The 24,693-nt window shown below is 29.3% G+C and carries 19 protein-coding genes and 1 pseudogene; 19 read left to right on the top strand and 1 reads right to left on the bottom strand.

Going from position 1 to position 24,693, the window contains the following annotated elements; translation table 11 throughout:
• Nucleotides 1-189 precede the first annotated feature (189 nt).
• On the bottom strand, nt 190-1,566 hold the full coding sequence (gene murC, locus BUA48_RS13310; protein WP_072832558.1) for a UDP-N-acetylmuramate--L-alanine ligase: 1,377 nt from the start codon (nt 1,564-1,566) through the stop codon (nt 190-192).
• Between the two features lie 536 nt (nt 1,567-2,102).
• Here murC and BUA48_RS15955 point away from each other — a divergent pair.
• From BUA48_RS15955 to yabP, 19 genes and pseudogenes are all read left to right on the top strand, one after another.
• Nucleotides 2,103-2,228 (top strand): hypothetical protein, encoded by a 126-nt coding sequence (locus BUA48_RS15955; protein WP_278336847.1) that lies wholly within the window; start codon nt 2,103-2,105, stop codon nt 2,226-2,228.
• A gap of 545 nt (nt 2,229-2,773) precedes the next feature.
• Nucleotides 2,774-3,586 (top strand): pur operon repressor, encoded by an 813-nt coding sequence (gene purR / locus BUA48_RS13305; RefSeq protein WP_072832557.1) that lies wholly within the window; start codon nt 2,774-2,776, stop codon nt 3,584-3,586.
• Between the two features lie 831 nt (nt 3,587-4,417).
• Nucleotides 4,418-4,705: a septation regulator SpoVG gene (gene spoVG / locus BUA48_RS13300; RefSeq protein ID WP_072832556.1), complete on the top strand. Its 288-nt coding sequence runs from the start codon at nt 4,418-4,420 to the stop codon at nt 4,703-4,705.
• 300 nt (nt 4,706-5,005) lie between these two features.
• A complete protein-coding gene (glmU, locus tag BUA48_RS13295; RefSeq protein ID WP_072832555.1) occupies nt 5,006-6,382 on the top strand; it encodes a bifunctional UDP-N-acetylglucosamine diphosphorylase/glucosamine-1-phosphate N-acetyltransferase GlmU in 1,377 nt (458 codons plus the stop codon).
• 17 nt (nt 6,383-6,399) lie between these two features.
• Nucleotides 6,400-7,359, top strand: a complete 960-nt coding sequence (locus tag BUA48_RS13290) for a ribose-phosphate diphosphokinase (protein ID WP_072832554.1) — start codon at nt 6,400-6,402, stop codon at nt 7,357-7,359.
• 184 nt (nt 7,360-7,543) lie between these two features.
• On the top strand, nt 7,544-7,993 hold the full coding sequence (mscL, locus tag BUA48_RS13285) for a large conductance mechanosensitive channel protein MscL (RefSeq protein WP_072832553.1): 450 nt from the start codon (nt 7,544-7,546) through the stop codon (nt 7,991-7,993).
• A 500-nt stretch (nt 7,994-8,493) separates the two neighbouring features.
• Nucleotides 8,494-9,087, top strand: a complete 594-nt coding sequence (gene rbr, locus BUA48_RS13280) for a rubrerythrin (protein WP_072832552.1) — start codon at nt 8,494-8,496, stop codon at nt 9,085-9,087.
• 698 nt (nt 9,088-9,785) lie between these two features.
• Nucleotides 9,786-10,472 carry a response regulator transcription factor gene (locus tag BUA48_RS13275; protein ID WP_084666354.1) on the top strand — a complete coding sequence of 229 codons (687 nt, stop codon included), beginning with the start codon at nt 9,786-9,788 and terminating at the stop codon, nt 10,470-10,472.
• Nucleotides 10,473-11,888, top strand: a complete 1,416-nt coding sequence (locus BUA48_RS13270; RefSeq protein WP_072832550.1) for a sensor histidine kinase — start codon at nt 10,473-10,475, stop codon at nt 11,886-11,888.
• 96 nt (nt 11,889-11,984) lie between these two features.
• Entirely contained in the window at nt 11,985-13,139 is a 1,155-nt protein-coding gene (locus tag BUA48_RS13265; protein ID WP_072832549.1) for a S1C family serine protease, read from the top strand.
• Nucleotides 13,140-13,621: 482 nt separating this feature from the next.
• The gene (gene pth / locus BUA48_RS13260; RefSeq protein WP_072832548.1) at nt 13,622-14,188 is read left to right on the top strand and encodes an aminoacyl-tRNA hydrolase; all 567 of its coding nucleotides are present in this window, start codon (nt 13,622-13,624) and stop codon (nt 14,186-14,188) included.
• A 28-nt stretch (nt 14,189-14,216) separates the two neighbouring features.
• On the top strand, nt 14,217-17,738 hold the full coding sequence (gene mfd, locus BUA48_RS13255) for a transcription-repair coupling factor (RefSeq protein WP_072832547.1): 3,522 nt from the start codon (nt 14,217-14,219) through the stop codon (nt 17,736-17,738).
• A gap of 74 nt (nt 17,739-17,812) precedes the next feature.
• A complete protein-coding gene (locus tag BUA48_RS13250) occupies nt 17,813-18,817 on the top strand; it encodes a peptidylprolyl isomerase (RefSeq protein ID WP_072832546.1) in 1,005 nt (334 codons plus the stop codon).
• A 623-nt stretch (nt 18,818-19,440) separates the two neighbouring features.
• Nucleotides 19,441-19,992 (top strand): stage V sporulation protein T, encoded by a 552-nt coding sequence (gene spoVT / locus BUA48_RS13245; protein WP_072832619.1) that lies wholly within the window; start codon nt 19,441-19,443, stop codon nt 19,990-19,992.
• Nucleotides 19,993-20,244: 252 nt separating this feature from the next.
• The gene (locus BUA48_RS13240; protein WP_072832545.1) at nt 20,245-21,786 is read left to right on the top strand and encodes a putative polysaccharide biosynthesis protein; all 1,542 of its coding nucleotides are present in this window, start codon (nt 20,245-20,247) and stop codon (nt 21,784-21,786) included.
• Between the two features lie 32 nt (nt 21,787-21,818).
• Entirely contained in the window at nt 21,819-23,267 is a 1,449-nt protein-coding gene (gene yabN / locus BUA48_RS13235; protein WP_072832544.1) for a bifunctional methyltransferase/pyrophosphohydrolase YabN, read from the top strand.
• Nucleotides 23,268-23,380: 113 nt separating this feature from the next.
• Nucleotides 23,381-23,671, top strand: a pseudogene (locus tag BUA48_RS13230) (HU family DNA-binding protein); the annotation flags it as partial.
• Between the two features lie 283 nt (nt 23,672-23,954).
• Complete coding sequence (locus tag BUA48_RS13225; RefSeq protein WP_072832542.1) at nt 23,955-24,224, top strand: RNA-binding S4 domain-containing protein; 270 nt, start codon at nt 23,955-23,957, stop codon at nt 24,222-24,224.
• A 160-nt stretch (nt 24,225-24,384) separates the two neighbouring features.
• A complete protein-coding gene (yabP, locus tag BUA48_RS13220; RefSeq protein WP_072832541.1) occupies nt 24,385-24,690 on the top strand; it encodes a sporulation protein YabP in 306 nt (101 codons plus the stop codon).
• Nucleotides 24,691-24,693: the final 3 nt, after the last annotated feature.

The following is a 24,693-nucleotide window of genomic DNA, read 5'->3' as shown; positions in this document are numbered from 1 at the left end:
AAATTGATAGGTGGTTATATAATTAGTTGAAATAAGATGTTTATTCTGTGTTTGATTTATGATGGAATTAAAATTGAAAGAATCTCTTTCCTTAGTAAAGCCAATACTTAGAATAACTATATACTTAAAAAAGTAACGGTTACTCTAAGTATTATAAGTAACTGTTACTTTTTTAAATATATTATAATATTAAGCTTTTAAGAAATCCTCACCTATTGTATAAACATCTCCTGCTCCTACTGTAAATATAATATCTCCTTCAGAAGCATTTTCTTTTAAATATGCTACAGCTTCTTTAAAATCATGAATGTTTAAGCAGTTTGTACCAAGCTCTCTAAGCTTATCGCCTAGCATAGTTGAACTTACAACTCCATTATCTTTTTCACGAGCTGCATATATATCTAGTAAAATTAAATTATCTACTCCAGTGAAACAAGCAACAAACTCATCAAATAAAGTTAAAGTTCTTGTATAAGTATGTGGTTGGAATAGTGTAAAAATTTTTTTATGAGGATACTTTGATATAGTGTCTAAAGCGGCCTTTATTTCTGTAGGATGATGAGCATAGTCATCTATTATAGTTATATTATTTTTAACACCCTTACGTTCAAATCTTCTATGAGTTCCACTAAAGCTTAAAAGACCATTAACTATAGCATCATTACTTAAGTTTAAAGCTAAGCCAGTACAGATGGCAGATAGTGAGTTAAGAACATTATGCTTTCCAGGTACATTTAAAGATACATGGAATAAGAAAGCACCATCTTTATAAACATCAAAGTTTCCACAACCATGTTCATTAAAGCTTATATTTTTAGCTTGAACCATACCGTGGTTTAGTCCAAAAGTAAGCACATTGCACTTAGGTGTACCTAAAATCTCAAGCATATTTTCATCTTCAATATTAGCTATTAAATAACCATCCTCATCTATGGTATCAATAAATTTACTAAAAGCTTGTTTTATATGGTTTATATCTTTGTAGTAATCTAAATGATCTTCATCAATGTTTAGAATTATTCCAATGTGAGGGAAGAAGTTCAAGAAAGATTCCTTATACTCACAGCCTTCAGTTAGGAAGTAATCACTATGACCAACGCGAACATTTCCGCTTATAGAATCAAGCTTTCCACCAACTAATATTGTAGGGTCTACATTCTCTTCAAGTAAAACATGAGCTAACATTGATGTTGTAGTAGTTTTACCATGAGTTCCTGAAACAGAGATATTGTATTTATGTCCTTGCATTATCTTGCCAAGGAACTCGGCTCTTGTTAATAAAATTAAATTTAATTCTCTAGCCTTCATAAGCTCAGGGTCATCTTCAGCTATAGCAGCTGTGTAAACTACTATGTCAGCATCTTTTATATTTTCAGCACTTTGCCCTATATAAATAGTTGCTCCTAAATTTTTAAGCTTTTCAGTCATAGGGGATGCAGCTCTATCAGAACCGGAAACCTTATATCCATTTTCAAGTAATATTTCAGCAAGCCCACTCATACTTACTCCACCTATACCTATAAAGTGGACTTTTTTATTTTTATCTTCTATAAAATTAAATGACATATAGTACACTCCTTAAAATTATTTGAAATTTATAAAATTAAGAATTAAATATTGTATTAAATAACCTTCATAGCTTTGTAATTGTATTAAAAGCTGAAATAAACTACTATTTTATAATGTAGTTTTAATAGTAGGACTTAATATACATAAGTTTTATTAAAGCTTTTAAGTATGTTTTCCTAACTTAAAGCTTTAGCTAATACTTTAAATTAGTGATAAAATAGGGTGAAGACTTTTTATTACAATACAAATAAACTTAATTTATAAGCTTAAGTCTAAAAAATCTAAAGTTAAAGAAACTTAGATTTTTTCTAAGACTAAACCAACCTTCCATAAATCATACATATAATAATAGAAACTTTAAATATTGTAAATAAAGCTCTATCAGTATTAAAAGTTATATATTAATATATGCACGTTAATGAATATCTTCTATAAATAATGTAAAATCATAAAGTTATAATATAATTATATACAATATGAAGAAAAGTCAATACAGTCGTGGTAAAAATTTAGAGAATTAGAGTAGATATACTATGCTTAATTGTAAGGTGATAATTAATGAAGTTACAGTAAAGCATTTAAATGCTATGACTTTTAATAATAAGAAGAAAGTAGATAATATAGTATTACTTTTAGATAAGCCTATAATGTGGAAATGAGGTTATTTAGAGATTAAAGCATGTGGATTAGAAACTTTTAGATAAATCTAGAATGAGAAAAACTATAAGATTAAATAAGGCTAGTGAAATAATAGGACAATATAAATATATATAGGTTTTTACATAGAATAAGTAAGAACTATTTTGATAAAAATGAGTTTGAGGATTCTAAAATGATATTTGTTTAAAACATAGAGTAAGAGTAAAGTATGAATATTAAAATTAGGTTATTGAATTAAAAAATAAAAATCTTTTTATAAAAGGTTATACATAAATAAATTTGGGTAGAATTACAAATATAAAATAAATAGGAAAGTATAAGAAGGGTTTAAGGAAATTAAAAGATTAAATATACTTAATTTCCATTTATACAAGATTTAACTTGAAATTTTATGTGAAGTAAGATTGAGTTTTAAAAAAACGAATATATTTATAAAGAAATATTCGTTATAATATTGACAATAAAAGAAAGTAAATATTAAACTATGAATAATAGATTAAATAAATTGGTATAAAATTCGTGAAATTGTTTTAGGAGAGAAAAAATGGAGCAAAAGTTTAATAGAAATCAGAGAATAGCGGCTATAACAAAAGTTCTTGTAGAGAATCCAAATAAGATAATAAATTTAAATAGATTTACAGAATTACTTAATGCAGCAAAATCAACTATAAGTGAAGATATAGTTATTGTAAGAGAGAGTTTATCTAGGCTTTCTATGGGGAAGATAGAGACTATATCTGGAGCAGCTGGTGGAGTTAAGTTTATTTCGGAGGTTTCTAAGGAGCAAACATCTGAGTTTGTAGACGGATTGTGTAATGTTTTAATGGGAAAGGATAGAGTAGTTCCAGGAGATTTTATTTATATAACGGATATATTATCTGATCCTAATGTAATAACTCAAGCAGGAAGCATATTAGCATCTAAATTCAATTCTTTAGAAGTTGATTATGTTGTAACTATAGAAACTAAGGGTATTCCTTTAGCTTATGAAGTTGCAAAAATACTAGGAGTTAAATTAATTATAGTAAGAAGAGACCCTAAGGTTACAGAAGGACCAACTGTAAGTATAAATTATGTTTCAGGCTCAAGCAAAAAGATACAGACTATGTCCCTTGCTAGAAAGTCAATAAATAAAGGTAGTAAATGTTTATTTATCGATGATTTTATGAAGGGTGGAGGAACAGCTTCAGGTATAAGAAACTTACTTCATGAATTTGAATGTGAGTTAGTTGGAATAGGCGTATTAATAGATGATGCAGATACACCTAGAAAGTTATTTAATGAGTATATGTCATTACTTCAGTTTAATGGAATAGACGAAAATGGTGGAGCTATATTAAGTCCATCTAACTTATAAAAGTTATTAATTGTATAGTGAAGCAAATAGAACGTGATTATATTAAATAAAACGCAACAAAACTCTAGCTGGGCTTGGTCTTAGTTAGAGTTTTATTATGTTTTATAATAGAACGATTATAGAATGTGGGAAGGTGAGATTTAAAAAATAAGAAAATAAAATATATCAATAAAGTCATTCGACATAGCAAGGTGGAAATTTATTTAGAATAAAGGAAACACAGCTGAAATTTATGCAAATCGGTTAAGTATTCTTAAATACTTAAAAAAATATAATTCTAAATTATGATATATGTTTTCATAAGCCTACATATTAGACAAAAAAATAAGCCAATCTAAATAAGCCTAAAATAAAAAAATAAATATGAGTATTTGATTAATCATAGCAAGAAAAAATATTTTTCTACAGTAAATTTAAGAAAAATATATAATTAATAAGTTAAATTCAAAAATAATACCTAAAGTAAGTCGAACTAATAGAGGATTTACAATAAAATCCAATATTTTATAAAAATAAATAAAATAATAATAAAAAGATTATATGTCTATATAATTTGAAAAACAAATAAATAAGTATTAATTTGTTAAAATATATAATACTTCTTTACAAAAGTAACAAAATTTGATAATATTAGCTTGAACAATGTAAAAACTTTACAAACGGAAAGATACAAAATTCTAATTTCATGGAAAATACTTCAATAAGTATTGAAAAAAATATTTTCATATCAAAAAAGAAGGACTTAATATAATGAGGAAGAAATAGTAAGTTACACTAAGTTTTTTAGTTTTATTAAGGACGGATTTATCTTTTATATTCGGAGGTGCCCAAATGCAAATTACAGATGTTAGAGTAAGAAAGATATCGGAAGAAACAAAAATGCGTGCTATAGTATCTGTAACTTTTGATGATGAATTCGTAGTTCATGATATAAAAGTTATAGAAGGAAAAGACGGATTATTTATAGCAATGCCAAGTAGAAAGACACCATCAGGAGAATTTAAAGACATCACGCATCCAATTAATACTGATACAAGAGAAAGAATTCAACAAGCTATATTAGGTGAATATGCAAAGGTTGTATCAGAGCAAGAACATACTTCTATTGTAAATGAATAAAGTATTGAAATGTTAAAAAATAAGGAAGCTCCGGCTTCCTTATTTTATTTTTCGGTTAGTTCTTAAAATTCTGAATAATATTGTTTTTGCTGAAATATATTTAAAGACAAACTAAAGATAAAGACGAAATTTCTTCTTCAATATACATTAATATGAAAGAATTTTTTAAAATAAATATAAAAAACGAAAGAAAACGGCTCATTATATTGCAAATATACATAGTATAAAATATAATAATTAATAGGATTAAATGTATTATGAGTACTAATTATAAATTAAAAAGTAATTGGGGTGTTCAATTTGTTTAAAAGTGCTATTATATTGGCTGCTGGTGAAGGAAAAAGAATGAAATCAGATATGCCAAAGGTTACTCACAAAGTTTGTGGTAAAGAAATGATAAATCATGTTATTGATAATATAAAATCTACTGGTATTGAAGAAGTAACAGTGGTAATTGGAAAAGGTGCAGAGAAAGTTAAAAAAGCAACTGAAGATAGAAATGTTAATTATGCATTCCAAGACAAACAGCTAGGTACAGGGCATGCAGTCATTTGTGCTGAGGATTTTTTGAAAGATAAGGATGGAACTGTTGCTGTTTTCGTTGGAGATGGACCATTAATCACAAAAGAAATGGTAGAAAAGCTTTACAGTTTTCATGAAGATGGAAATTACAAGGCTACAGTAATAACATCAATAATTGATGATCCAGCTAAATATGGTAGAATAATTAGAAACTCTTCAAATGAAGTAGAGAAAATTGTAGAGTTTAAAGATTGTAATGAAGAAGAAGTTAAAGTGAAAGAAATCAATTCAGGAATGTATTGTTTTGATATAAAAGTGTTATTAGAGAATTTAAGTTCATTAAATAACAATAATGCTCAAGGTGAATACTATCTAACAGATGTTATAGAGATTTTAAAGTCAAAAGGATTAAAAGTTGGAGCATTTACAGTACCAGTTAGTGAAATAACTGCTGTTAACTCTAGAGTAGAATTAGCGCATGCAGAAATGCTTATGAAACAAAGAATCAATAAACAACATATGGAAAATGGTGTTACTATAATCGATCCTAATAATACTTATATAGGAGTAGATGTTGAAATTGGAAGTGACACAATAATATACCCAGGAAATATTTTAGAAGGCAAGACAGTAATTAAAGAAGGTTGTATGTTATTACCTAACTCAAGAATTAAGGATAGCATAATCGAAGCTGGTGTTACAGTAGATAACGCTGTTATTTTAGAAAGCAAGGTTGGGGAAAATACTACAGTTGGACCATTTGCATATATAAGACCAAATTCAAGTATAGGTAAAAAAGTTAAAATTGGAGATTTTGTTGAAATAAAGAAATCTACTATTGGAGATGGAACTAAGGTATCACACTTAACTTACATTGGGGATGCTGAAGTTGGAAGTGGATGTAATTTCGGATGTGGAACTGTTGTCGTAAACTATGATGGAAAAGAAAAGCACAAGACCATTATTGAAGACAATGCATTTATAGGATGCAATACAAATTTAGTTTCACCAGTAATAGTTAGAAAAAATGCTTACACAGCAGCAGGCTCTACTATTACAAAGGAAGTACCAGAGGATTCATTAGCAGTTGCTAGAGCTAGACAAACAATCATAAATGATTGGGTTAAAAATAAGGGGTTAAAGAAAGAAAAATAATTTAGGAGGGCTGCACGATGCAAGTTCATGGAAAAAATATCAAGGTTTTTTCGGGTAATTCTAATCCGAAGCTAGCACAAGACATAGCAGAAACTTTAGGAGTAACTTTAGGTGATGCAAATGTAACAACTTTCAGTGATGGTGAAATTTCAGTAAACATCAATGAAACTGTTAGAGGTAGGGATGTGTTTGTAATACAATCTACTAATGAGCCTGTTAATAACAACTTAATGGAGTTATTAATAATGATAGATGCTTTTAAAAGAGCATCAGCAGGTAGAGTAACAGCTGTTATCCCATATTACGGGTATGCTAGACAAGATAGAAAAGCTAAGGCTAGAGATCCAATTACAGCTAAATTAGTTGCTGACATTTTAACAGCTGCTGGAGCTGATAGAGTGTTAACTATGGATCTACATGCTGCTCAAATTCAAGGATATTTTAATATTCCTGTAGATAATTTAATGGGAGTTCCAATCTTAGCTAACTATTTTATAGACCTAGGATTCAAGGATAATGAAGATGTAGTTGTAGTATCACCAGACTTAGGAAGTGTTACAAGATCAAGAAAGTTTGCTGATAAATTACATGCACCTATAGCTATAATTGATAAGAGAAGACCAAAGGCTAATGTGTCAGAGGTTATGAATATCATAGGAGACATTAAAGGGAAAACTTGTATCATGATTGATGATATGATTGATACTGCTGGTACTATAACGAATGGAGCAGCTGCTTTAATGAAATTAGGAGCTAAGGAAGTTTATGCTTGTTGTAGCCATGGAGTTTTATCTGGTCCTGCTATTGAGAGATTAGAAAACTCAGTTTTAAAAGAAGTAGTAATGTTACATACTATTGATTTACCACAAGATAAGTTAATAGAGAAAATAAAGGTACTACCAGTAGCGCCTATTTTTGCAGAGGCAATTAAGAGAATATACGAAGATGTATCTGTAAGTAAGCTATTTGAGGACTAATTCATATTGACATAATTATAATAAAAGAGCATTCATCAAAATAACTAATTAAGTTAAGGAGATGAATGCTCTTTTTATATAAGAAATATATAGTTTGGAAAAGTATTATGTGCTATAATAATCGCAAATAATAAGAGATAAAATAATACATAAAGATTTTTAAATTTTATAAAAGGAGGATATTATGAGCAAAAAGAAGAAATTTATTAGCGAATTTAAACAATTTATTATGAGAGGAAACGTAATGGACCTAGCGGTTGGGGTTATTATAGGAGGTGCATTTACTGCTATTGTAACATCTCTTAATAAGGATATATTGACACCGATTCTTGGGATTTTTGGTGGTACTGACTTTTCTAACTTGAAGTTAACTTTAGGTTCAGGAGAAAATGCACCAATACTTCTTTACGGGAATTTCATTACTGCAATTATTAATTTTTTAATTACTGCCTTTGTAATATTCTGTCTTATAAAGATAGTTAATTCTTTGAATAAGAAGTTTGCACCTAAAAAAGAGGAAGAAGAGGTAGCACCATCTACTAAGGAATGTACATATTGTAAGAGTAAAATTCATATTGATGCAGTTAGATGTCCTAATTGTACATCATCTTTATTAGAAGAGAATATGGAGTAGTATTTAAGCAGTTGGAGTTTTATCCAGCTGCTTATTTTAGGTGCGCCCAGGGGCGTAATCTTAAGGAAGTCGGCGGCAAGTCTCTTGTCTTACGTATAGAAATCACATATAAGGCAGTGCCTATGGGTAAGGTTGCCTAACAAACCAAAGCTCAATAACTACCTAAAAGAACAAGGGTTTATAACATTAACCAAAAGCTATTTAAGATTTAGGTAATTCTATTGAACCTCCGTGTACCGAACGGTATGCACGGTGGTGTAAGAGGTAGATAAAATAATTATCTACCTCTTACTCGATCTTTTATTTAGTATATGTATTAAAAATAAATAAAAGAATTCTTTTTAAAAATAATATAAGAGTAGTATTTTCTAAGTAACTGTATAAAGGCGTATTCAAAAAATATAAAATATGGATTATTGTGTATAAAAGTTAAATAGGTTGTCAATTATTATAGTAACATTATAATAATTGAAAAAATTAAAGATAGGAAGGTAACATTAATGACTAATTTTGATAAAAGTAAAACAAAAGAAAACTTAATGAGAGCATTTGCAGGTGAAAGTCAAGCGAGAAACAGATATACTTTTGCTGCATCAGCTGCTAAAAAAGAAGGATATTCAATTTTACAAGATTTATTCCTTTATACTGCTAATCAAGAAAGAGCACATGCTAAAGAATATATGAAGAGATTAAAGGAGTTTTCTGGTGAGGATATTGAGATAAAAGCGGCTTATCCGGTTGAAGTAGAAAGTGATACGTTAAAGCTATTGAGATTGGCACAGAAACATGAAAATAATGAATATGAACATATCTATCATGGGTTTGCTAAAATAGCATTAGAGGAAGGTTTTGCTGAAATATCAGACTTATTTAATAATATTGCATCCATTGAAAAAATACACTCTGATAGATTTAAAAAGTATGCTGACAGAATAGAGAATGGAACTTTATTTAAAGAAGAACCGAAAAAGGAAGGATGGATGTGTACTAATTGCGGATATATATATAACGGAGAAGAAGCACCGTTAAAATGCCCAGTATGTGACCATCCACAAGGATTTTTTATTAGATTTGATGAAAGTTCCTTTGAATAAAAACTAAGTATTAAAGATGTTATTTTAAATATATCTTCTAAAGAATAATCCTTGATATATTTGAGATTACTATAATTACTGAATAAACCTAAATATAAAAATAAATTTGGAAGACTAACCAGATTTATATATGAATTTAAACAACTAAGAGAATAATTATTAACTCTTAGTTGTTTTTTATTTTAAAATATAATTCACTAATAAAATAATCTAATATTATGTAGATTAATTAAGGTTTTTAAATTTTTAGTAGATTGAAATTACAATGAAGAGTTATAATGAGTATAGTGAAAAAATTATCTTGAAATCTTATATTTGGAAGAATAAAATATGTAATTAAATAAAAGTAGGTAAATAATTTGTAACATTTGAGACATAATTAAGGTTTATAAATTAAAATGTGATAAATTATATATAATCTAACTTTAAAAATATTTTAAATTAGAAGTTGATATATATTCTAATGAGAATCCTAATTGTATTTATAGGTAACATTAATTGTAGAATAAATACAACTACTATTAGGAATGTAGAATAATTAATTAGGATTTATAGAATAACAATAGCTAATAATTTAAGAAAAAAGATGAATATCATTATTTAATTTACATGGATAAATATTGTTTCATAGTGGATTAATAATAAACAAGATAAATAAAATTAAAAAGTAATAAGCTTACTTTGAGGAGGATTTTATGATGGAAGGTACAATTGGAAAAGTTTTAGTAGTTGATGATGACGAAAATATAAGTGAAGTTATAAAGATATATCTACAAAATTTGGGTTATGATACTATGTTAGCTCATGATGGTAAAGATGCTTTAGAAAAGTTTAGTTCATATAAACCAAACTTAATTATATTAGATGTTATGCTTCCTTATATGGATGGAATTGATGTTTTAAAACAAATAAGAAGAGATTCAGAGGTTCCAGTTATATTATTAACTGCTAAGGGTGATACCTTTGATAAGGTATTAGGTTTAGAATTAGGTGCTGATGACTATATGGTTAAGCCTTTTGAACCTAAAGAACTTACAGCAAGAGTAAAGGCTGTTTTGAGAAGATACAATGCAGACAATACAAATAGAGAAACTTTAACATTTGAGGATTTAGTTATAGAGATTGCTTCTTATAATGTAATTTATAAAGGTAAAGAAATAAAAATGCCACCAAAGGAATTTGAATTACTACATTATTTAGCAAGTAATAAAAACAAGGTATTTACTAGAGAGCAATTATTATGTGAAGTTTGGGGATATGATTATCCAGGAGATTCAAGAACTGTAGACGTTCACATTAAGAGGTTAAGAGAAAAGCTTCAAGGAACTATGTCTTGGCAAATAGAAACTGTATGGGGTGTTGGGTACAAGTTTGAGGTGAGATAGATGAAGCAAAAGGGTTTATTCAACAAGATGATTGCCACATCTATTATAACTATCTCTATTAGTTTTATTATAGGTTCAACTATAATGTCATTTTGGTTTGATAACTATATGATGAAAGATAAGAAGGAAAGTGTAGTAGAACAGTTAAAGATAGTTAATGACTTAGTTATAAGGCATTCATACAATGATATAACCTTAGACAATTTAGAGTCTTCTATAGAGTTTGTAGCTAAGTATTTAAATGCAGATATTTGGGTTTTAGATAAAGCAGGATATCTATACACAACTTCTAACTATAATCAAGTTAAGTATATTGGACAGCAAGTGATGGGAGAAGACCTTGAGAAATTAAAAAGAGGTGAGGCGCTTGAGTATAAGGGTTATTATGAAGATATGTATAAAAAGCCTGTTTATACAATAGCGGTTCCGGCCAAAACTTATTACAATGATTTTGTAGGGGTTATGGTTGCTAATATTTCTGTGGATCAAATTATTCAGCCACTTAAAACTATATACAAAGTAATATGGATTTCAGCCTTATTACTAATAGCTTTATGGTCTGTAATTTTATACTGGTTTAGCCAAAGATATATAATAGATCCTTTGGATAAAATAACTAGTATTGCTAAGAGAATAGCTATCGGAGAAGTAGATAGAAGAGTGGAAATTGAAAGCGATGATGAGATAGGAGAACTTGCTCATAGTTTTAACTATATGGCTGATTTCTTAGAGAAAAATGAAAATAATAGAAGAAGATTTATATCAGATGTATCTCATGAAATAAGATCACCGATAACATCCATTAAAGGATTTATAGGAGCTGTAATAGATGGGGTTATTCCAGAAAATAAGCAGCATCAATACTTATCCATGGCATATGAGGAAACTAATAGATTAACTAGATTAGTAAATAATCTCCTTGATTTATCAGCCTTAGAATCTGGAAAACAAAGTCTAAAGTATGAGGAACTAGATATAAATGAACTTATTAGAATTACAGTTCTTAAATTTGAAACTAAAATATCGGAGAGAAATCTTAAGATAAATGTTTTCTTTGAGAAAGAAAAGCTTAATGTTATGGCAGATAGAGATAAACTTATACAGGTCCTAGTTAACTTGGTTGATAATGCTATAAAATATGCTTCGGATGGTGGAAATGTAAAGGTGAATGTTAAAACCAAGGGTAAGAAAGTCTTGGTGTCCATTTATAATGATGGTGAGCCTATTAAGGATGAAGATATAAAGCATATATGGGAGAGATTTTATAAAGCAGATAAATCAAGGACTTCAAAGGTTAGTACAGGACTTGGATTACCTATAGTACGTGAAATAATAACACAGTTTGGTGAAGATATCTGGGTGAATAATAAAGATAACGGTGTTTGCTTTAACTTTACATTAAAAACAGTTAAGTAATATAGTGCTAGTAACTTTGATTATTTAAATTGGACTCAATTGTGCAATCTGTTGAGTCTGATTTGAATTTATTTTATTGAGTTAGGAAGGGTGTTTATGGTTCATAGAAAAAATGCTAAGAAAATAGATATACCTAAACGATATAATGAACCTGAAGATCAGAGCAAGATACAATTTAGAATTAATAGAGGTAGGCGAAGACTAAGATTCATCGGGAAAGCAGTAGCGTTAGTTTTACTAATTTCAACTTCAGGTGTTAGTATATTTTTTTTAATGTCTAAGGAGTATAATTTAAAAGAACAGCTATATAAAGAGGATATAGATTCCGATTATAATAATAAATATAGTGAAAAATACAATGGTAAGCTTGTAAATGTGGTGGAAAATGTTCAAAAGGGAACGGTCTTAGTCAAAAATGGTGTTAAGACTTCAATAGGAATAGTTTATTCTAGTGATGGATATGTAATTGCTAATAAAAATATGATATCAGATAAAAATGAAACATTAATAACGACAAATGATGGACGTAATATTAAAGCAAATATTCTTGGTATAGATGATGCATCTAATATAGCTATGCTTAAGGTTAATAGTGAGGATTTGACATCTATGATTTTTGGAGACTCCAATGGAGTTAAAGAAGGCGATGAGATAATTTATTTTAGTAGCAATGAAAGAAATCGAAATAAACTTAATATATGTTCAGCGGAGATAGTATCTAAGAATAATAAGGTATTTACCACTAAGGCAGATGATAAAACTGAAAATAAAGTATACAATATTTTGAAAGTTAAAAATCATATTGATGAAGATTTAGGCTGCGAAATAGTAAGCAATAAGAATGCTGAAATAATAGGCATAAATCTTGGTGATAGCAAAGAAGAGGTGGACTTTAATATTGCAATTGCTAGTAATGACATAAAAAAGATTGCAGATGATATTATAGAAAATCAGCATATACTTAAGAATTCCTTAGGTATAGTTGCTAAAAATGCTAAACCAAGAGGTCCAAATGGAGTAAAGGGAGCTTATATTCAAGAAGTGGTAAATCGTAAGGACTTGCAAGTTGGAGATATTGATGAGATAGGATTTAAACCAACAGATATAATTATATCTGTGGATAATCAAGTTATTGATAATGTGGATGATTTAGCATCTATAGTTAAAGAGAAAAATTCTAGTGATATGATAGAATGCAAGGTATGGAGAGCTGGAGAAGTAATTAATATTAAATGGATTATAGCTAATTAAAGAAAACAATTACAAGTATAGTATAATGAGGTAAGAAGTACTTCATAAAATATTTAAATGTGTTAAAATATATAAGAGAGTTTTAGATGGCTACTATAAGTAGTCATTTTTTTTATGAGTTTAAGTTAAATATATAATTTAAATCCTTATTTTAAATATGAAAGTAGTAATTTTCTTTAAAAAAGTTTATAATAAGTTTGTGTTTCTTAGGAATAAATAAACAAAACAGTATAATACTAGATGTGGATTGAAGGATGATTTTAAAAGGAGCATTATGTACATAACCTTAAAATCATAATATATATTTAAATTTCTAAGATAAGTAAGTATAATATAATAGTATAATTATATTTGATTAAATAAAAAATAAAATTTATAGGGATATTAATGAAAATTAATGACATTATTAGACTATCATCGTGTAATAAATTTATTTTATATTTGAGGTTTAAACTTATTAGATAAAATAATTGGAGGTAGAGATGTACTTAGTAGTTGGACTTGGAAATCCTGGGGATGAATATAAAAACACAAGGCATAATATAGGATTTGATGCTGTAGATATTATGGCGGAAATGTATAATACATCTATTGAGAGGGTAAAATTTAAAGGAGTTTATGGCGAGACTAGAATAGCAAACGAAAAGGTTATTTTATTAAAACCAACAACATACATGAATTTAAGTGGAGAAAGTGTTGTGCAGTTTGCTAATTATTATAATATACCTAATGAAAATATTATCATACTTTATGATGATATAAGTTTAGAAGTAGGCAAAATGAGAATAAGAGAAAAGGGTAGTGCAGGTGGACATAACGGAATTAAGAGTCTCATATCTTGTTTAGCTACTGAAGTTTTTCCACGCGTAAAAATAGGTGTTGGAAAACCAGAACATGATTTGGTATCACACGTTTTAGGGAAATTTAAAGATGAGGATATGCAAAAGCTAAAGAAGGTTTTAGAGGCATCGACTAAAGCTGTAGAGAACATTATAAAAGAAGATGCTAAGAGTGCTATGAATAATTTTAATGGGTTCAAAGCAGAATAAAGATTTATGACTATTGAGGGGTGTTATTGTGAGGTTAGATGGTTTAATAAAGCCACTCATTGAAAGTGATGGATTTAAGGAAGTTATAGAAAATTTAAAGACAGATAAGGCTCCTGTTGGTATATATGGCGTTGAAGATTCGGCTAAGAGTTATATAGTTGGCAGTCTTTTTAACAGATTAGATAAGTCTATACTTATATTAACTCATAGTGATATAGAGGCAAGAAATATTTATGAAGATTTATATTTATACACGCCTATGGTTCACTATATGCCAGTTAGGGAAGCGGTTTTTTATAATGTAGAAGCCATTTCTGGAGATTTGAGATGGGAAAGATTAAAGGTTTTAAGAAGCCTTTTAAATAAAGAGAAGAAGATAATAGTAGCTAGTGTTGATGTACTTAGCTCTGTCTGTACACCAGTAGAGTTATTCAAGGATTATATTTTTAAAATATCAGTAGGTAATAGAATTGACTTGAAGGGGTTTGCAACTAAGCTTATTCAATGTGGCTATGAAAGAGTAGCTCAAGTTGAAACTAAGGGTCAATTTTCTATAAGGGGAGGATTACTAGATATATATCCTCCAACAGTAGATCTTCCTTATAGAATAGAGTTTTTTGATGATGAAGTAGACTCTATAAGAACTTTTAATACTGAATCTCAAAGAAGTATTGATAAAACATTTAATATAGAGATATTTCCAGCTAAAGAAATTATTCTTTCAGAAGAAAATATTAAGTATGGAATTGAGTCTATAAGTAAGGATTTAGAATGTAGCTTGGCTAATTTTAAAAAGAAAAAGTTACTGGAAGAAGCTGAAAATATAAAGAAAATAGTTTCAGAAAATTTAGAATCTCTTAAAGAAAAGTGGAGTTTCGGTACAATGGATAGTTATTTACCATATTTTTATGAGAAAACTTCTACTTTCTTTGATTATCTAAGGGATTTTTTAATCATTATGGATGACTCTCAAAGATGTGGTGGAAAGCTTGAAAGTACAGAAACACAGTTTATGTATAATTATGAAGCCTTCTTGAGTAGGGGGAATATCCTACCTAAACAGGGAGAACTGTTATTACCTATGGATCAAGTTACAGAGACACTTGTAAGTAAGGAATTAATAACTCTTAACTCTATGGCTAAGGCTACTAAGTATTTTAAACCTAGAAGTATAGTGAATTTTAATGAAATATCAATTACTAATTATCAAGGACAACTTGAATTGCTTGTCAAGGATATACAAGACAAAAAGGCCTTAGGGTATAAGGTATTAATATTCTCAGGAACTAAAAGTAGGGGAGAAAGATTAGTAGAGACCTTAGATTCTAATGGAGTAACAGCAGTTTATAAAGATTCAATTAATACTTTAGAACCTGGAGAGATAGTTATAACTCAGGGGAATCAACTTAGTAGCTTTGAATATCCTGATTTAAAGCTTTTTGTTATATCTGATAAGGGTATTTTTGGAGAGAGCAAGAGAAGGGTTAAGAAGAAGAAACCACAGAAGGGTACAGCTAAAATAAAAAGCTTTAATGAATTAAAACTTGGAGATTATGTTGTACATGTTAATAATGGTATTGGTATTTATAAGGGTATAAAACAATTAGAAGTTCAAAATCACAAAAAGGACTTTTTACAAATAGCTTATGCAGACAATGGAACACTTTATGTGCCAGTTGATCAATTGGATATGGTTCATAAGTTCATTGGAGCAGAAGGAAAAACTCCTAAGGTAAATAAACTAAGTAGTTTAGAGTGGAGTAAGGCTAAGAGAAAAGTTAAAAAATCTATTGAAGATATTGCAGATGATTTAGTAAAGCTATATGCTAATAGAAGCATATTAAGAGGACATCCATTTTCTAAGGATACTGTATGGCAAAAGCAATTTGAGGATGAATTCCCATATGAAGAAACACCAGATCAGCTTACTGCTATAGAGGAAATTAAGTTAAGTATGGAAAATGCAAAGCCTATGGATAGATTGCTTTGTGGTGACGTTGGATATGGAAAAACAGAGGTTGCTATGAGGGCTGCATTTAAGGCTGTTATGGATGGAAAACAAGTTGCCTTCTTAGTTCCTACTACCATATTAGCAAAACAACATTACAATACTTTAAAGAGTAGATTTGAAAGTTTTCCAGTTAAGGTTGATATGCTTAGTAGATTTAGGACAACAGCACAACAGAAAGCTACCTTAGAGGATTTAAAAGCAGGAAATATAGATATTATAGTTGGTACACATAAGCTTCTTCAAAAGAGCGTTAAATTTAAGGAGCTAGGATTATTAATTGTTGATGAAGAGCAACGTTTCGGGGTTAGTCATAAGGAGAAGATAAAGAATTTAAAACAAAATATAGACGTTTTAACTTTATCAGCAACTCCAATACCTAGAACTTTGCATATGTCACTTACTGGTGTTAGGGAAATAAGTGTTATTGAGACACCACCAGAACAAAGATATCCTATACAAACTTATGTTGTTGAATTTGATGAGCAACTTATAAGAGATGCTATCTTGAGGGAGCTTAATAGAGAGGGCCAAGTTTTCTTCTTATACAATAGGGTAGAAACTATAACAGAAATGGCATCATATCTTTCTGGACTTGTACCAGAGGCGAAAATAGCTATTGCTCATGGACAAATGACGGAAAGTGAGCTAGAAAATATAATGCTTGATTTTATAGATAGAAAATATAATGTATTATTATGTACTACTATAATCGAAACTGGAATTGATATTCCTAATGCAAACACTATGATTATTAGTGATGCAGATAGAATGGGATTATCTCAACTTTATCAGTTAAGGGGTAGGGTTGGTAGATCTAACAGAATAGCTTATGCTTATTTCACTTATATGAAGGATAAGGTATTAACTGAAGTTGCAGAGAAGAGACTTAAAGCAATAAAGGACTTTACGGAACTAGGTTCAGGATTTAAAATTGCTATGCGAGACTTAGAGATAAGAGGAGCCGGTAATATGATGGGATCTTCACAACATGGGCATATGTCTACAATAGGATATGATTTATATTGCAGAATGTTAGAAGAATCTATTAATAAGATTAAGGGTGAGGATGAAAATGAGCCAGTTGAATCTACAATAGAAATAAAAATAGATGCTTATATACCTGACACTTATATAAAAGATGAAATTCAAAAGATACAGGTTTATAAGAGAATTGCAGCTATTGATTCCTATGATGATATGATGGATATATATGATGAAATGGAAGATAGATTTGCTGAAATGCCGTTACCAGTTGTAAATCTTATTAATATTGCTTATGTTAAATCTCTTGCTAGGGAACTAGGCATTTATGAGGTTAAGGAAGTTAAGGATGAGATTCAAATTAAGTTCATACATAGGGATAGATTGAGCAAAGCTATAATTAATAGAGTGCTATCAACCTATAATAAAGAGCTTATGATTAAGATGGGAGAAGTACCTACCTTAGTTTACAAGGTGAGAACTCCTAAAAAAGAAGATATTATGAATAGATTAAAAGAAATATTTGAAGATTTTAAAACCGTAGTTACAAGTGAATAGATTTATGGTAAAATCAATTTAATGGAAAATTCAAACATACTTAACACATGAGGTTAAGAATTGGAGGGACAATCGTGAAAAGTACAAAAAAACTAATAGCTTTAGCTATGGCGAGTATGATGTTACTTTCCTTTACAGGATGTAATATGGTTGAAAAAACGCCAGAAGCTGTTTCTAAGACGGTAGTAGCTAAAGTTGGAAAATATAAGATTACTAGAGCTGATATAGACGCAGAATTAGCTGCTATGGAAGAGGGCTTTAAAGCACAATTTGGTGATGACTATGCTAAAGATGCTCAAGTAAAATCTATTTTAGAACAACAAAGAGTTAGAGTAGTTAACTCTATGGTCTATGAAAAAATTATACTTATTAAGGCTGAAGAGTTGAAAGTGGTTCCTGCAGAGAAGGAAATGAATGAAGCTATAGAAGCTAAATTAAAAGAAGTAAAAGATAGTTATGACAGTGAAGATGCATATAAGCAAGCTTTAGAAAAGCAAAAAGTTACTGAAGAGGAACTAAAAGAAAAAATAAAGAGTACTGTTCTTGAAGAAAAGATTAAAGAGAACATATTTAAGGATATTGCAGTTAGCGATACAGACATAAAGAATCAATATGAAATGTATAAATATAAATATGCTGAGGGTGAGTCAGGTGTTGAACTTGCACACATTTTAGTTGCTACTCAAGATGAAGCTAAAGAAATTAAAAAGCAATTAGATGATGGCGCAGATTTTGCTCAATTAGCAAAGGAAAAGAGCAAGGATGAAGCTACTAAAGAAAATGGTGGTAGCATGGGATTTAAAGGATATGAGTCTATTTCAGAAAGCAGCTTTGTGTATCCTGCAATTGCACTACAACCAGGACAATACACAGATCCATCAGAGGCAAAAGATGGTTGGCATATAGTAAAAGTTTTAGATAAAAAGGATTTTCCACCTAAGCCATTTGATGATGTTAAGGATCAAATTAAAGATGAATTAACAAAGGCTAAGGAAACTGAATTATGGACTAAGACAGTACAAGATTGGGATTCTCAATTAAAGCCAGAAGTATATGAAGATAAAATAAATCAACAATAAAATAAATGAACAATCAATAAGAAGGTAGGAATTAAGTTTCTACCTTCTTATTTATTTGGTGTATTTTATAGGATAAGGCAAGCTAATTAAAGGTAATATATTTACAAATCTATTTTAAATTATCTAAATAAGATGTATTAGAAAAGTCGGACTTATAAAAGAGATATTGATTTAAAGTTTTTATAGATTGATAAAGAGTAAGCATTAATTGTTGATTAAATTTGAAAAAAGAGCTAAAAGAAATAATATGCAAAGAATGAATAAAGAATACATAGTTAAGGAAAATGAGTAATAAAATTTTAAAGATGAATATTAAAAGCTAGTGAACTAGAGTAAAATAAATGTTAAATTTAACAAGATAGTTATGGGTTAGTAAGAAAAGTTTCAATGGAGTAAATGAAAAAATATAGGAATATTTTTAAATAAAGTATATTAAATGTGCATAAAATTTCAAGTTTTTATAGATAATATTAATAACAGTATATTTTATGATTTAAGGTTTAATTGCCTATGATGTTTTTTACTTGATATGGCTCATCTTATTTATAGAATATAGTGATGAAAGAATAAGTATAACTTTTGCTATTATATTTAAAGTTGTTACGAAGGAGGAAGTAGGTAATATGAAAGCGACTGGTATAGTAAGACGTATAGATGATTTAGGTAGAGTTGTTATTCCAAAAGAAATTAGAAGAACATTGAGAATTAGGGAGGGAGATCCACTTGAAATATTCACTGATAGAGATGGTGGTGTAATACTTAAAAAGTATTCTCCAATTGAAGAGTTAAGTAATTTCTCTAAGGAATATGCAGATGCATTACAACAAAGTATAGGAAATATAGTGTTAATATGTGACAAGGATAGCATTATATCTGTAAGTGGAGCTTCTAAAAAGGAATATTCAGATAGAAAGATAAGTGAAGATTTAGAAGCAATAATGGAAGCTAGAAGACCTGTTGTTCGTGGCGGAAAAGCAGACGCACTTATACCAATTTATGATGATGAAGACTTTGAAGAAAAATACTCTTCTGAAGTTATAGCACCTATTATAGCAGAAGGCGATAATATCGGGGCAGTAATAATAGCTTCAAATAATAAAACAGAAGAGTTCGGAGAAGTGCAACTTAAGTTAGCAGAAACTGCTGCTAATTTCCTAGGAAAGCAAATGGAATAATATACGTTTATGAAGAAATTAAAAGCTTGATTAAGTAATTCGCTTAGTTAAGCTTTTAATTTTTTTTAGGAATATTACCCTTTTAAATCTAATAATTATAGAAGTATATGGGGCAAGCTTTAACAAATTTACTTTTAGATAGTTTCTGTTAAGGAGAGTTAATACAAATATCAGTATTAGGAGTGAGATTTGTAGACTACAGGATAAAAGGTAAGATTTGCTGCATGTAATTGAATTATTTGGGAGGGTAATATGAAAAAGCAAACGTTAATTAAAGGTACATTGATTTTAGGTATTGCAAGTGTATTAGCTAAGTTTTTAGGATTGTTTTTTAGAATACCGTTACAAATGCTTATAGGTGATGAGGGAATGGGATATTATCAAATGTCATATCCATTATACATAACCTTTGCAGCAGTTGCATCAGGTATACCAATTGCAATTTCAAAGATAATATCAGAGATGGGAAGTAAAAATGATACGGGTGGAATTAGATATGTATTTAAGGCAACGCTTAAAATTATGATTCCCTTTGCACTTGTATTTTCAACTGTAATGATAGTCTTTGGAAAGAATATAATAAGTTTCTTAAGATGGGACATGAAATCATATTATGCTTTTCTGGCTATTAGTATTGCGCCTATACTAGTTGTTATAATGGGAGCATTTAGAGGGTTTTTCCAAGGGCTTCAAAACATGAATCCTACAGCTGTGTCACAGGTTTTAGAACAACTAGGAAGAGTTGTATTTGGAGTAGGATTAGCTTATTTACTTATTGGTAAGGGTATAGATTATGCCGCTGGTGGAGCAGCTTTAGGAGCTGTTGCAGGTGGTATCATGTGTATAATATATTTATTTTTTACATATATGAAGGTTTCTAAGAGCGTACCTAAGAGACCTGTAAGAGATAAAAAAAGTATAGTGAAGAGAATTATAATAACAGCAGTTCCATTTTCTTTAGGTGCTGTTATAGGCACTATCATGGGGCTAGTAGACTCTATAGTTGTGCCAAGACAGTTATTAGCAGCAGGTTTTTCAACTCAAAATGCTGCCATACTATATGGACAACTTACAGGAAAGGCAGGAACTATATCTAATGTTCCATTATCATTGTCCATGGCATTATGTGCTTCCTTAGTACCGATTATTGCGGAGACATTTTTTAGGAAGGACTCTAAGGAATTAGGTAATAAGGTAGAGAATGCAATGAAGCTATCAGCTGTAATTGCACTTCCATCAGCTATGGGAATATTTTGTTTAGCATATCCTATTGTAAACTTAGTATTTGCAGGGGATTATGGCGGATATGATCTTTTAAGATATGTTTCTTTATCAATACCATTTATAATATTATGTCAAACTACTACATCTATCTTACAAGCTATGAATAATTTTTATAAACCTGTAAAGAATTTAGCTATAGGGTGTGTTGTAAAAGTAATTCTAACTTATGTTTTAGTTGGTATGCCTAATATAAATATATATGGAGCAATAATTGGATCTATAGCAGGTTATTTAGTGACTTGTACATTGAACTTAGTTGCACTTAAAAAGGTGCTTATAGTTCCGGTAAATTACTATGAAACCATAGTTAAACCAGGCTTTGCCACAGTTATTATGGGCATATCAGTAATATTTACTTATAATAGTGCATTAAGGGTAATGGGTAGTGTCAATTTAGCTTGTTTAGCATCTGTATTTGTTGGAGTGATTATATACCTTATTTTTATTGTAATTTTTAAAGTTTTCAAGTATAGTGATATTAAGAAAAAAATAAGGAAAGGAAGTATATAAGAGGTAAATACATCCCCTTATATGGTGTGCTTATGATAAAAATAATTGGATTAGGACCTGGAAATAAAGAATCTCTTACATTAGGTACTATTGATATATTAAAGGAGAACCAAAAGGTATACTTTAGGACAGAAGTTCACCCAACAATTGAGTATATAAATACACTAGGTATAAAATACGAAACTTATGATAATAAGTATGAAAGTAGCGAAAGTTTTGATGAAGTATATAGCTCTATTGCAGCTGATTTAATAGAAAAACATAAGGAATTTTCAAACATTGTATATGGTGTACCAGGTCATCCACTAGTTGCAGAAAAATCTGTTTCTATACTTTTAGATCTTTGTGAGAAAGAAGGGGTAGAGACAGAACTGATTCCAGCAGTAAGCTTTATAGATGCAATTATGGAAAGTCTTAAAATTGACCCTATTAATGGATTGAAAATCATAGATGCCTTTGACATTAAAAATCAAATTTTAGACAATAGACTTGGCATAGTGATAACTCAAGTATATAATAACTTTATAGCTTCTGAGGTTAAGATAACTTTGTCAGAATACTATGATGAAGAAGCAGAGATTTACTTTGTAAGAGCTGCAGGTATCAAAGGGTTAGAAAGTATTAGAAAAATAAAATTATTTGAGTTAGATAGACAAGAAGATATAGATTATTTAACTTCTTTATACATACCTAAGGATACTAAGTGTAAAAAGGATTTTAATGATTTAGTAGACATTATGAGAGTTCTTAGAGGAACTGATGGATGTCCTTGGGATTTAGAACAAGATCATGAAAGCCTTAAAAAGAATTTAGTTGAGGAATGTTATGAAGTTATTGAAGCTATAGATGAACAAGATGATGATAAACTTGTTGAAGAACTAGGTGATTTATTACTTCAAGTAATTTTCCATGCGCAAATAGGTGAAGACGAAGGGTATTTTAATATCAATGATGTTACACAATCAATCTGTGAAAAGATGATAAGAAGACATCCACATATATTTGCAGAGGTAATAGCTAATGATAGTGAAAAGGTTCTTGAAAATTGGGAAAAAATAAAAGAGACTGAACATAACTATGATAGCTATACGGATGAATTGAGACATGTAGCTAAAACACTACCAGGATTAATGAGAGCTTATAAGGTTCAAAAGAAGGCTTCTAAGTTTGGATTTGACTGGGATAATGTGGAACCTGCCATGGATAAGATAAAAGAGGAATATTATGAGATTTTAGAGGTATATAAATCCCAAAATAGGTCAAAAATACTAGAAGAACTAGGGGATTTAATGTTTGCTACAGTAAATGTTGCAAGATTCCTTGACATTGACCCAGAAAATGCTATAAATTATACAGTAGATAAATTTATAACAAGGTTTGAGTTCATAGAGAAGTCTGCTATAGAACAGGGCAGAGATTTAAAATTAATGACTTTAGAAGAAATGGACGAATTGTGGGAGAAATGTAAAAAGCTTAAATAGCATATGTATTTTATATTTTTAAGTATAAAATTTATATAAAAAAGGATTTAAATATCTTTTAAAGAATAAGTATGTTTAGTATACTTGAAAATGATTAAGTATACGTTTATCTTAAGGAGGTAACAAAGGTGAATAAAGCAGAATTAATTACTATTATGAGTGAAAAATCAAAGCTTACAAAAAAGGATGCAGAAGCAGCATTAAAAGCTTTCATTGAAACAGTAGAAGAGGCTCTAGAGCAAAATGAAAAAGTTCAACTTATAGGTTTTGGTACTTTTGAAACTAGAGAAAGAGCAGCTAGAACAGGAAGAAATCCTAGAACTAAGGAAGAAATCGAAATTCCAGCTTCAATAGCACCAGTGTTTAAAGCAGGTAAAGAGTTTAAGGATAAAGTTAATAAGTAATTAATGTTACACAGTAAATAAGAACCTAGGTATAAAAATCTAGGTTTTTTTATTAATCTTTGTTAAGTTTTGCTGAGATTGAAAATGGAATTATAAATGTTAAGTTATCGATATTATATGCGTATTTATAGAATTATAGCAAAGGTTTAATAGGGACTCAGCTGTGATGAGAGAGTGTGATATATTTAATTATCTTATATAGTTAGTTTATAAGCTTTATAAGATTATAATTTATCATATTTAGAGTTAAATATATTTTTGAAAAGTTAGAGAGGATATAATTATGAGATTAGATAAATATTTAAAAGTTTCAAGAATTATTAAAAGAAGGACAAAGGCTAAAGAAATTTGTGAGAGTGGTAGAGTAAGTATTAATGGTAAAGTTGCTAAGCCTAGCACAAATGTAAATGAAGAGGATATTATAGAAATAGCATTTGCAAAGGAAACTTTAAAAGCTAAGATAGTGAATATAGTAGAACATGTTAGAAAAGAAGAAGCTAAGGAAATGTATGAAATAATATCTGGTGCTGATGCTGAAAGTACAGAGGAGTAAAATTCAAAAAAATTCTGTATATTCTGTGAAAAGCTTTGTAATTCCTAGGTTAAAACAATTAAAAATTAATTAATAAAAAGAAATTGTTAATAATTACCGACAACTAGCATATATTTAGAAGTAGTAAGAGTATGAATTCTATGTTGATTGGAGGTAACCTATGGAAAGCAAGAAGGATTTTAAGAAAGGTGTTCAAGTAGAAGAAAACTTAGGTGACTTAAGTTTAATTAATAGAAGTAAACTTCATGTTACCGGAGTACTTGAAGTTATAAGTTTCACTGAGGACGAAATAGATCTAATAACCAAAGGTGGCAACTTAACTATTGAAGGTAAAAATCTAAAAATGAATAAGCTAGATGTGGTCAATGGAGAGGTAAATATAACTGGCACTTTAAACTCCTTTGTATACAGTGAAAATAGAAAAGTGAAAAAGAAAGATAGTATACTATCTAGACTTTTTAGGTAAGAT

Origin of the sequence: Clostridium collagenovorans DSM 3089 (genome assembly GCF_900130005.1) — a bacterium.
In the GTDB taxonomy this organism is placed as follows: Bacteria; Bacillota; Clostridia; order Clostridiales; family Clostridiaceae; genus Clostridium_D; species Clostridium_D collagenovorans.
The sequence above is the reverse complement of the archived record's forward strand: the minus strand, read 5'-3'. Positions and strand labels throughout refer to the sequence as shown.

Excerpts from the sequence above, each read along its gene's own strand:
- BUA48_RS13225 (WP_072832542.1), top strand. The coding sequence starts at position 23,955 with ATGAGATTAGATAAATATTTAAAAGTTTCAAGAATTATTAAAAGAAGG.
- BUA48_RS13290 (WP_072832554.1), top strand. The coding sequence starts at position 6,400 with ATGCAAGTTCATGGAAAAAATATCAAGGTTTTTTCGGGTAATTCTAAT.
- spoVG (WP_072832556.1), top strand. The coding sequence starts at position 4,418 with ATGCAAATTACAGATGTTAGAGTAAGAAAGATATCGGAAGAAACAAAA.
- BUA48_RS15955 (WP_278336847.1), top strand. The coding sequence starts at position 2,103 with ATGCTTAATTGTAAGGTGATAATTAATGAAGTTACAGTAAAGCATTTA.
- rbr (WP_072832552.1), top strand. The coding sequence starts at position 8,494 with ATGACTAATTTTGATAAAAGTAAAACAAAAGAAAACTTAATGAGAGCA.
- purR (WP_072832557.1), top strand. The coding sequence starts at position 2,774 with ATGGAGCAAAAGTTTAATAGAAATCAGAGAATAGCGGCTATAACAAAA.
- murC (WP_072832558.1), bottom strand. The coding sequence starts at position 1,566 with ATGTCATTTAATTTTATAGAAGATAAAAATAAAAAAGTCCACTTTATA.
- BUA48_RS13240 (WP_072832545.1), top strand. The coding sequence starts at position 20,245 with ATGAAAAAGCAAACGTTAATTAAAGGTACATTGATTTTAGGTATTGCA.
- BUA48_RS13275 (WP_084666354.1), top strand. The coding sequence starts at position 9,786 with ATGGAAGGTACAATTGGAAAAGTTTTAGTAGTTGATGATGACGAAAAT.
- yabN (WP_072832544.1), top strand. The coding sequence starts at position 21,819 with ATGATAAAAATAATTGGATTAGGACCTGGAAATAAAGAATCTCTTACA.
- BUA48_RS13265 (WP_072832549.1), top strand. The coding sequence starts at position 11,985 with ATGGTTCATAGAAAAAATGCTAAGAAAATAGATATACCTAAACGATAT.
- yabP (WP_072832541.1), top strand. The coding sequence starts at position 24,385 with ATGGAAAGCAAGAAGGATTTTAAGAAAGGTGTTCAAGTAGAAGAAAAC.
- mscL (WP_072832553.1), top strand. The coding sequence starts at position 7,544 with ATGAGCAAAAAGAAGAAATTTATTAGCGAATTTAAACAATTTATTATG.
- BUA48_RS13270 (WP_072832550.1), top strand. The coding sequence starts at position 10,473 with ATGAAGCAAAAGGGTTTATTCAACAAGATGATTGCCACATCTATTATA.
- pth (WP_072832548.1), top strand. The coding sequence starts at position 13,622 with ATGTACTTAGTAGTTGGACTTGGAAATCCTGGGGATGAATATAAAAAC.
- spoVT (WP_072832619.1), top strand. The coding sequence starts at position 19,441 with ATGAAAGCGACTGGTATAGTAAGACGTATAGATGATTTAGGTAGAGTT.